This is a genomic window from Serratia sp. (in: enterobacteria) (assembly GCF_046715635.1).
GTDB lineage: Bacteria > Pseudomonadota > Gammaproteobacteria > Enterobacterales > Enterobacteriaceae > Chania.
The window spans coordinates 1-9,013 of sequence record NZ_JBKJYW010000196.1; the positions used below are offsets into that span (position 1 = coordinate 1).

General features: G+C 57.0%; 9 protein-coding genes. 5 read left to right on the forward strand and 4 right to left on the reverse strand.

Features of this window, described 5'->3' with window-relative positions:
* The 4 genes from ACLQ7H_RS09645 to kdpE all read left to right on the forward strand — a co-directional run.
* Positions 1-694: HAD-IC family P-type ATPase (locus ACLQ7H_RS09645; protein ID WP_411752467.1), on the forward strand; the 694-nt coding region annotated here is incomplete at its 5' end.
* 147 nt (positions 695-841) lie between these two features.
* A complete protein-coding gene (gene kdpC / locus ACLQ7H_RS09650) occupies positions 842-1,411 on the forward strand; it encodes a potassium-transporting ATPase subunit KdpC (RefSeq protein WP_411752471.1) in 570 nt (189 codons plus the stop codon).
* 58 nt (positions 1,412-1,469) lie between these two features.
* Positions 1,470-4,163 carry a two-component system sensor histidine kinase KdpD gene (kdpD, locus tag ACLQ7H_RS09655; protein WP_411752468.1) on the forward strand — a complete coding sequence of 898 codons (2,694 nt, stop codon included), beginning with the start codon at positions 1,470-1,472 and terminating at the stop codon, positions 4,161-4,163.
* A gap of 18 nt (positions 4,164-4,181) precedes the next feature.
* Complete coding sequence (kdpE, locus tag ACLQ7H_RS09660) at positions 4,182-4,871, forward strand: two-component system response regulator KdpE (protein WP_024529329.1); 690 nt, start codon at positions 4,182-4,184, stop codon at positions 4,869-4,871.
* Here the strand turns inward: kdpE and ACLQ7H_RS09665 are convergent.
* The 4 genes from ACLQ7H_RS09665 to seqA all read right to left on the reverse strand — a co-directional run bounded on the left by ACLQ7H_RS09665 (position 4,868) and on the right by seqA (position 8,267).
* Positions 4,868-5,176 carry a DUF3861 domain-containing protein gene (locus tag ACLQ7H_RS09665; RefSeq protein ID WP_024483166.1) on the reverse strand — a complete coding sequence of 103 codons (309 nt, stop codon included), beginning with the start codon at positions 5,174-5,176 and terminating at the stop codon, positions 4,868-4,870. The two genes, kdpE and ACLQ7H_RS09665, sit on opposite strands and share 4 nt — an antisense overlap.
* Positions 5,176-5,814 carry a PadR family transcriptional regulator gene (locus ACLQ7H_RS09670; RefSeq protein ID WP_411752472.1) on the reverse strand — a complete coding sequence of 213 codons (639 nt, stop codon included), beginning with the start codon at positions 5,812-5,814 and terminating at the stop codon, positions 5,176-5,178. Before ACLQ7H_RS09670 ends, ACLQ7H_RS09665 begins: the two co-directional genes overlap by 1 nt.
* Before the next feature lie 189 nt (positions 5,815-6,003).
* Positions 6,004-7,647, reverse strand: a complete 1,644-nt coding sequence (gene pgm, locus ACLQ7H_RS09675) for a phosphoglucomutase (alpha-D-glucose-1,6-bisphosphate-dependent) (RefSeq protein ID WP_065686427.1) — start codon at positions 7,645-7,647, stop codon at positions 6,004-6,006.
* 77 nt (positions 7,648-7,724) lie between these two features.
* Positions 7,725-8,267, reverse strand: coding sequence for a replication initiation negative regulator SeqA (seqA, locus tag ACLQ7H_RS09680; RefSeq protein ID WP_411752469.1), 543 nt, complete (start codon positions 8,265-8,267; stop codon positions 7,725-7,727).
* Positions 8,268-8,508: 241 nt separating this feature from the next.
* Here seqA and ACLQ7H_RS09685 point away from each other — a divergent pair.
* On the forward strand, positions 8,509-9,013 hold a 505-nt coding region (locus ACLQ7H_RS09685), incomplete at its 3' end, for an alpha/beta fold hydrolase (RefSeq protein ID WP_411752470.1).

Consider the following 9,013-nt stretch of genomic DNA (forward strand, 5'->3'; position numbering starts at 1 on the left):
CATTAAAGAACGCTTCAACGAACTGCGACGCATGGGCATCAAAACGATCATGATTACCGGTGACAATCCACTCACGGCGGCTGCGATTGCGGCTGAAGCCGGTGTGGATGACTTCCTGGCGCAGGCCACACCAGAGGCCAAACTCAAGCTCATCCGCGAACATCAGGCGGGTGGTCGCTTGGTGGCAATGACCGGCGACGGTACGAACGACGCCCCGGCGTTGGCACAAGCGGATGTCGCGGTAGCGATGAACAGTGGCACACAGGCCGCCAAAGAAGCTGGCAACATGGTCGATCTGGACTCCAACCCGACCAAGCTGATCGAAGTGGTGCATATCGGTAAGCAGATGCTGATGACGCGTGGTTCACTGACCACCTTCAGTATCGCCAACGATGTGGCGAAGTACTTTGCCATTATCCCGGCGGCCTTCGCGGCAACCTATCCGCAGCTGAATGCGCTGAACGTGATGCAGTTGCACTCCCCCGCCTCGGCGATTATGTCGGCAGTGATCTTCAACGCTCTGGTGATCGTCTTCCTGATCCCACTGGCGTTAAAAGGGGTGAGCTATAAGGCAATGAGCGCCGCTGCACTGCTGCGCCGTAACCTGTGGCTGTATGGTGTGGGTGGCCTGCTGGTGCCGTTCGTGGGTATCAAGCTGATCGATCTATTGCTGACTGCATTACTCATAGCTTAATAACACATACCCAATAGCTTTCAAATTGCAGCTAGGCGACAAGCTCACTCATCCCCAGGAGCTTACTCTTCGTAAGTGACTGGGGTGAGTGAGCGCAGGTAACAACGCTGCGGTTTGAAAGATGAAGGGTATAACGAGGAATTTATGATGTCTTATTTCCGTCCCTCTCTGGTTATGCTGATCCTGCTGACGGCGATCACCGGTATCGCTTACCCATTACTCACCACTGGGCTGTCGCAGTTACTGTTCAGCGGGGCGGCCAACGGCTCGTTGCTCTATCAAGGGGATAAAGCGGTCGGCTCGGCGTTGATTGGCCAGAATTTTACCCAACCGGGTTATTTCTGGGGCCGCCCTTCTGCCACCAGCGATTCGACTTATAATACGCTGGCATCCGGCGGCAGTAATCTGGCTGCTACCAACCCGGCGCTGGATAAAGCGATCGGTGAGCGGGCAACGCAGCTGCGCCAGGCGAATCCGGCGATGAGCGGGCCGATCCCGGTCGATCTGCTGACCGCTTCCGGCAGTGGCTTGGATCCGCAGATTTCGCTGGCCGCCGCCAAGTACCAGTTAGCGCGTGTCGCCAACGCTCGTCAGTTGCCACAGGAACAGATTGCCAAACTGATTGATGAAAACACAGAACGCGCCACGCCCAATTTTATGGGGGAATCGGTGGTCAACGTGCTGAAGTTGAATATGGCGCTGGATGCGTTGAAATAAGGCTAGACGGGCGCAGCATGCGGCGCCCCTACTTTGCATGGGTAAACAAGGAACTCTGATGGTGGATGACGAACTGCAACGCCCCGACCCTGACAGCCTGCTGGCGTTAGCCAATGAGAAGCCACGCGGTAAGCTGAAGGTCTTCTTCGGGGCCTGTGCCGGGGTAGGTAAAACCTACGCCATGTTGCAGGAAGCTCAACGGCAACGGGCGCAGGGGCTAGACGTGCTGATTGGCGTGGTGGAAACCCACGGCCGGCAAGAAACGGCGGCGTTGCTGCAAGGGCTGTCGATCCTGCCAGCAAAACGCATCCAACATCGTGGCCGCCAGGTGCAGGAATTCGACCTTGATGCCGCTTTAGCACGCCATCCGGCCCTGATCCTGATGGATGAGCTGGCGCACAGTAACGCCCAGGGTTCACGCCATCCCAAACGTTGGCAGGATGTGGACGAACTGCTGGATGCCGGTATCGATGTGCTGACCACGGTTAACGTCCAGCATTTGGAAAGCCTGAACGACGTCGTCGGCGGCATTACCGGAGTACGCGTCAGGGAAACCGTGCCTGACCACGTGTTTGATGAAGCGACTGAAGTGGTGTTGGTGGACCTGCCCCCAGACGATCTGCGTCAGCGGCTCAACGAAGGCAAGGTCTATATCCCAGGCCAGGCCGAACGCGCCATCGAGCATTTCTTCCGTAAAGGTAACCTGATCGCCCTGCGTGAGCTGGCACTACGCCGCACCGCCGACCGTGTTGACGACCAAATGCGAGCCTTCCGCGACAACCAGGGGCGCGAAAAGGTCTGGCACACTCGGGACAGCATCCTGCTGTGCGTCGGCCATAACAACGGTAGCGAAAAACTGGTGCGCATCGCAGCAAGGCTCGCGGCACGCCTCGGTTGCCACTGGCATGCCGTGTATGTCGAAACCCCTAAGCTGCACCGCCTGCCGGAAAACCAACGACGAGCCATTCTGCGGGCCTTGCGGCTGGCGCAAGAATTAGGGGCTGAAACCGCCACCCTTTCCGATCCTTCAGAAGAACGCGCGGTACTGCGCTATGCCCGGGAACATAACCTGGGCAAAATCATTATTGGCCGCCGTGGCGAACAGCGCTGGAAGCTGCGCGGCAGCTTTGCCGATCGCCTTGGCCAGCTTGGACCGGATCTCGACCTGGTGATTGTTGCGCTGGAAAATGATACGCCGCAGCTGCAGGCCAAAGAGCATGATAACCGCACCTTTAGCGAAAAATGGCGATTCCAGCTGCGGGGCTGCGCCGTTGCCGTCGTTTTATGCGCCGTCATTACGCTGCTGTCGCAATGGCTACTGCCGGGCATTGATTCGGCCAACCTGGTGATGGTTTACCTGCTGGGCGTGGCACTTGTCGCCCTGTTCTTTGGCCGCTGGCCTTCGGTGCTGGCCGCGGTGATCAACGTTGCCAGCTTCGATCTGTTCTTCGTACAGCCCGAATGGTCGTTCGCCGTCAGTGATATGCAATACCTGCTGACCTTTGCCGTGATGCTGATCGTCGGTATCACCATTGGTAATCTGACCGCCGGTGTGCGTTATCAGGCCCGGGTGGCTCGCTATCGCGAACAACGGGCGCGCCATCTGTATGAAATGTCCCGTGGGCTCAGCCAGGCGTTGAGCAGAGAAGATATTGCCAAAACCAGCCGTCATTTTATCTCCAGCAGCTTCCAGGCCAAAACCGTGCTGCTGCTGCCGCAGGAAGATGGCTCCCTGCAACAGATGGTGGGTGAAGAAGGTGGCTTGCTATCGGTGGATGAAGCCATCGCCCGCTGGAGCTATGGCAAAGGCCTACCCGCCGGGGCCGGAACCGACACCCTGCCCGGCGTGCCGTACCAGTTGCTGCCGCTCAGCACCTCCAAACAGACCTTTGGCCTGCTGGCGATTGAACCGAACAACCTGCGTCAGCTGATGGTGCCAGAGCAACAGCGGCTGTTACAGACCTTTGCGGTGCTGATCGCCAGCGCGCTGGAGCGCCTGCATCTGGCCCGCAGCGCCGAAGAGGCCAAACTGGATGCCGAACGCGAACAGCTACGTAACTCGCTGCTGGCCGCCCTTTCTCACGATCTGCGTACTCCGCTTACCGTGCTGTTTGGTCAGGCAGAGATCCTGACGCTGGATCTGGCCACCGAAGGCTCCAGCCACGCCCCACAGGCCAGCCAAATCCGCCAGCAAGTGCTCAGTACCACTCGCCTGGTAAACAATCTGCTGGATATGGCACGTATTCAGTCCGGTGGTTTTAACCTGCGCAAAGAGTGGCAATCACTGGAAGAGATCGTCGGTGCCTCGCTGCATATGCTGGAACCGCTGTTGGTATTGCACGAGATCAAGGTGGAATTGCCGCCAGAGATGGTGTTGATCAACTGTGATGGCAGCCTGTTAGAGCGGGTGTTCACCAACCTGGTGGAAAATGCCAATAAATATGCCGGTGCCGATGCTATCATCGGGATCCGCGCCCACGCAGTAAAGGACTGGCTGGAAGTGGAGGTTTGGGATAATGGCCCCGGTATCCCGGAGGAACAGACCCAACTGATATTTGACAAGTTCTCCCGTGGCAATAAAGAGTCGGCGATCCCCGGCGTCGGCTTGGGGTTAGCGATTTGTCGTGCCATTATTGAAGTACACGGTGGCCGCATCTGGGCGGAGAACCGCGCCGAAGGCGGAGCCAGTTTCCACTTTATGCTGCCGTTGGAAAAGCCACCCGAACTGGATGGAGCAGATTTTGACTTGTAACCCAAGAGTAGAGGCCCCGTGACCACATCACCGACTAACATTCTGATTGTGGAAGACGAGAAAGAGATCCGTCGCTTCGTGCGCACCGCGCTGGAGAGCGAAGGGTTACGGGTGTTTGAAAGTGAAACCTTGCAGCGTGGGCTGATAGAGGCCGGCACGCGCAAGCCGGATCTGATCATTCTTGATTTGGGGTTGCCCGATGGCGACGGGCTGGACTACATTCGCGATCTGCGCCAATGGAGCGCGGTGCCGGTGATTGTCCTTTCCGCTCGCCATGCCGAAGAGGACAAGATTGCCGCGCTGGATGCGGGTGCCGATGACTATCTCAGCAAGCCGTTCGGCATTGGTGAACTGTTGGCTCGGGTGCGGGTTGCGCTACGCCGCCACGCCAATAGCCAACAGGAAAGCCCGTTGGTCAGCTTCTCCGATATCACCGTCGATCTGATCAACCGCAGCGTATTGCGTAACGGTGAAGATCTGCATCTGACGCCCATCGAGTTCCGTTTACTGTCCGAGTTACTGGCCAACTCCGGTAAGGTGATCACCCAGCGGCAGTTACTCAGCCACGTCTGGGGACCTAATTACGTCGAACATAGCCACTATCTGCGCATCTATATGGGCCATCTGCGGCAAAAGCTGGAGGCCGATCCGGCGCGGCCCAGGCATCTGCTCACGGAGACCGGCGTCGGCTATCGGTTTATGCCTTAATCCTGCGACGATGTTGGCCCCTTTTTCAGTCCGATCATAAATTCCTTAAACGAGTCACGCAGTGGCTCAAACAGCGGATGCTTGCGGTTTTCTATCATCACCTCGGAGAACAACTTGAGCCCGACGGCAAAGGCCGCGCTGTTCTGTTCGCCAAAGTTCAGATCCTCTCGCCCTTGAATGCGCTCAACAATGGCCAGAATATCGTCGTGATTTTCGACCTCAAACACCAACTCCGGCTTGTCGACGGGTTCGCCTTTACGGTCTGTCAGGGCTTCTACGGTAATGCGGAAACGGTGGCCTGGCATCAGTTATCCTCCTGTGGCTGTTTTGGCTGACCCATTTCGGCTTCGATAGCTTCCACGGCGGTCAGCAGTGCCTGATTGATACGCCCGACCTGCTCCTGAGTCAAATCCGCACGCATCATGTTGCCGCGCAGCAGATAGCGCAGGCGATGCATGGCTTCGGAGATCCCTTCGGCCAGATTCCCCTCATGACGATGGTCGCGCCCCGCGCCAGCCAGGCGGGCAAAAATCACTTCAATGGCAGGCTGATGCTTTTGCAGTTCCTGCTTGCCGAGTTCGGTAATTTGATAGCTCTTACGGCCGTTGCCAGCTACTGCCGGTTCAAGGAAGTCCTGCTCTTCCAGCAGCGTGAGGGTTGGGTAAATCACACCAGGGCTTGGCACATACAGACCGGAAGAAGCCTCTTCGATCGCCTTGATCAGTTCGTAACCGTGGCTAGGTTTACGCTCTACCAGCGCCAGCAGCACCAAACGCAGATCGCCGTGCTCAAACAGGCGATGACGCCCGCGCCCACCCCGGCCATGCTCTTCACCACCACGGCCGTGTTCTCCGAGGCCAGCAAAATGGTGACGGCCGCCGCGGCGGTGGTGGCAATGCCCCTCTTCCCGTTGGTCGTGGTGACGGGCAAATCGATTAAACATCATGGTTGTTACCTCTATATTGATGATATGAGCATCGACGCATTTAGATATATCTAAACCACGTCAATGGCGCTAATCTAGATCGATATATCTAAATGCGCAAGAGGTAACCTGAAATTAGATATATCTAAATTACAGGCATAAAAAAAGCGCTGTAAAAACAGCGCCTTTTCATTATCGAAGGAGAGATTACTTGGCTGAAGCTAACACTTCGCTGACGATCTCGACCGCTTCATGTTCGATCTTTTCACGGTGCTCGGCACCCAGGAAGCTTTCGCAGTAGATCTTGTAAGCCTCTTCGGTACCCGATGGACGAGCGGCAAACCAGCCGTTGTCGGTCATCACTTTCAGGCCGCCGATTGATGCGCCGTTACCCGGAGCTGCTGTCAGACGCGCAGTAATAGGATCGCCCGCCAGGGTGCTGGCCTTGACCATTTCCGGTGACAGCTTGGACAACGCCGCTTTCTGTGCAGAAGTTGCCGGGGCCTGGATACGGTTGTAGCTTGGCGCACCGAAGCGTTTGGCCAGATCGTTATAGTGATGCTGCGGGTTTTCACCGGTGACCGCGGTGATCTCTGCCGCCAGCAGGCACATGATGATGCCGTCTTTATCGGTAGACCAAGGCGTGCCGTCGAAGCGCAGGAACGAAGCCCCGGCGCTCTCTTCGCCGCCAAAGCCAAAGCTACCATCGAACAGGCCGTCAACAAACCATTTGAAACCGACCGGCACTTCCACCAGCTTGCGGCCCAGATCGGCCACGACGCGGTCAATCATCGCGCTGGAAACCAGCGTTTTACCCACGGCAACGTTGGCACCCCATTGCGGGCGATGCTGGAACAGGTAATTGATGGCAACGGCCAGGTAGTGGTTCGGGTTCATCAGGCCCGCAGGCGTGACGATGCCGTGGCGGTCATAGTCCGGATCGTTGGCAAACGCCAGATCGAACTTGTCGCGCAGGGCCAGCAGGCCCGCCATTGCCGATTCGGACGAGCAGTCCATGCGGATGATGCCATCATGGTCCAGGTGCATAAAGCGGAAGGTCTGATCGATGGAGTCATTCACCAACGTCAGATCCAGCTTATAGTGCTCGGCAATGCGCTGCCAGTAGGCAATGCCGGAGCCGCCAAGCGGGTCGACGCCCAACTTCAGGCCCGCACGCTGAATGGCTGGCATATCGACGATATCCACCAGCCCTTCCACGTAAGGCTGCACCAGATCCTGCGCATGCAGATGGCCGCCAGTCCAGGCTTTATCCAGCGATTGACGCTGCACGCCCTGCAGCTTGAGGCTCAGCAGTTCGTTGGCACGCTTTTCAATCACGGAAGTCAGGTTGGTATCGGCTGGGCCACCGTTTGGCGGGTTATATTTGATGCCGCCGTCTTCAGGGGGGTTATGCGAAGGCGTAATCACGATGCCGTCTGCCTGTGCGCCCCCTTTACGGTTGAAGCACAAGATAGCGTGTGACACGGCAGGGGTTGGCGTAAAGCCGTTGTTTTCCTGCACAACCACATCAACGCCGTTGGCGGTCAGCACTTCCAGCACGGAAATAAAGGCGGGTTCGGACAGCGCATGGGTGTCTTTACCCACGTAGCAAGGGCCAGTGGTGCCCTGTTGACGACGCACTTCGGCAATGGCCTGAGCGATCGCCAGGATATGTGCTTCGTTAAAGCTCTGACGAAGCGCGCTGCCGCGATGCCCTGAGGTCCCGAATTTCACCGCATGTGCAGCATTACCGGCCTCTGGTTGCAGCACATAATACTGCGACGTCAGCTGGGCTACGTTGATCAAATCACTTTGCTGAGCGGGTTGCCCGGCACGTGGGTCATTAGCCATCGACTACTCCCTAAAATGCCAGTACTGTGGCCGGGCAATGAGTCGCTTACGGCCACCGTGACGGGCTGTTCGCTAAATTAGACGGTGCCGCAAACTTTCTCGATCAGCTCCGCAGGGAACTGCATGGCCTGCATGATGTGCTCGATCATACTGCGTTTGCGGCCGGTGTTGGTATTGGTGATCACCCAGTAAGGCGTACCTGGCACATGCTTGGGCTTGGTATGCGTTCCGTTGGCCAGCAGCGTTTGCTGATCGCCAGCAAAATAGGTACGGGTACGGCCATGCAACGAATCCGTTGCCGCGGCAAAGCCCGCCGCATCGAGAGTGTACAAAGTGGAAAGTACCAGCATAAAACGATTTACAGCTTTGCTCTGTTCGGCATATTCGTCCGACAGCAGCAGCTCGCGCACCGCACGCACGCGATCGCGCGGACGCTGTGCTGCAACGGCAGCCGCTGACGGCTCTGCCTGACCACCGGCAACCACAGGGGCCGTGCGCACAGGCTGGCCTGCGGTAAACTTCAACATACGCCGTAAAATATCAGACGCGCTTTCACCGATATGTTGCGTGTGGCTGGCAATATAGCGGTAAAGTTCTTCGTCGACTTCAATAGTTTTCATCTTTATCCAGTACGTTTTTTTCTACTTATGAACCTGAAGCCAATTGGTGCATTCAAGCCATGGGATTATAAGGTTAAAAGCGCGGGTGCGAACACTACAATGTTCTCCCAAACGGCAAAAGCAGACTTTAGCCAACCGCCTTGGCCGCCAACCCCTCACCATACCATGAAATATCGGCAAAATTCTGCGAACCAACCAATATCTCTGCAATCATGATAACCTAACTAAATGTTATCAAGTCATGAACTTTGCCATGAAATTACATTATCAATTACTGGCCTCAGAGGCCGCTACAGCCGCGACCTTGCCAATCATCCTGATCCACGGTCTGTTCGGTAATCTGGATAACCTGGGCGTGCTGGCACGCGATCTGAACCAACAGCATACGGTGATCAAGGTCGATCTGCGCAATCACGGGCTGTCACCGCGCGCGGCGGAGATGACTTACCCGGCGATGGCGCAGGATCTGTTGACGTTGCTAGACGACCTGCACATTGAACGAGCCATCGTGATCGGCCACTCGATGGGCGGCAAAGCGGCGATGGCGTTGACCGCGCTAGCCCCAGAGCGGATTGAGCGGCTGGTGGCGATCGATATCGCCCCGGTGGATTACGACACACGCCGCCATGACCAGATCTTTACCGCACTGCAAGCCGTCACCGATGCGGGTATCACCCAGCGTCAGCAGGCTGCGCAGCTCATGCGGGCCACGCTGGATGAAGAAGGCGTGATCCAGTTTCTGTTGA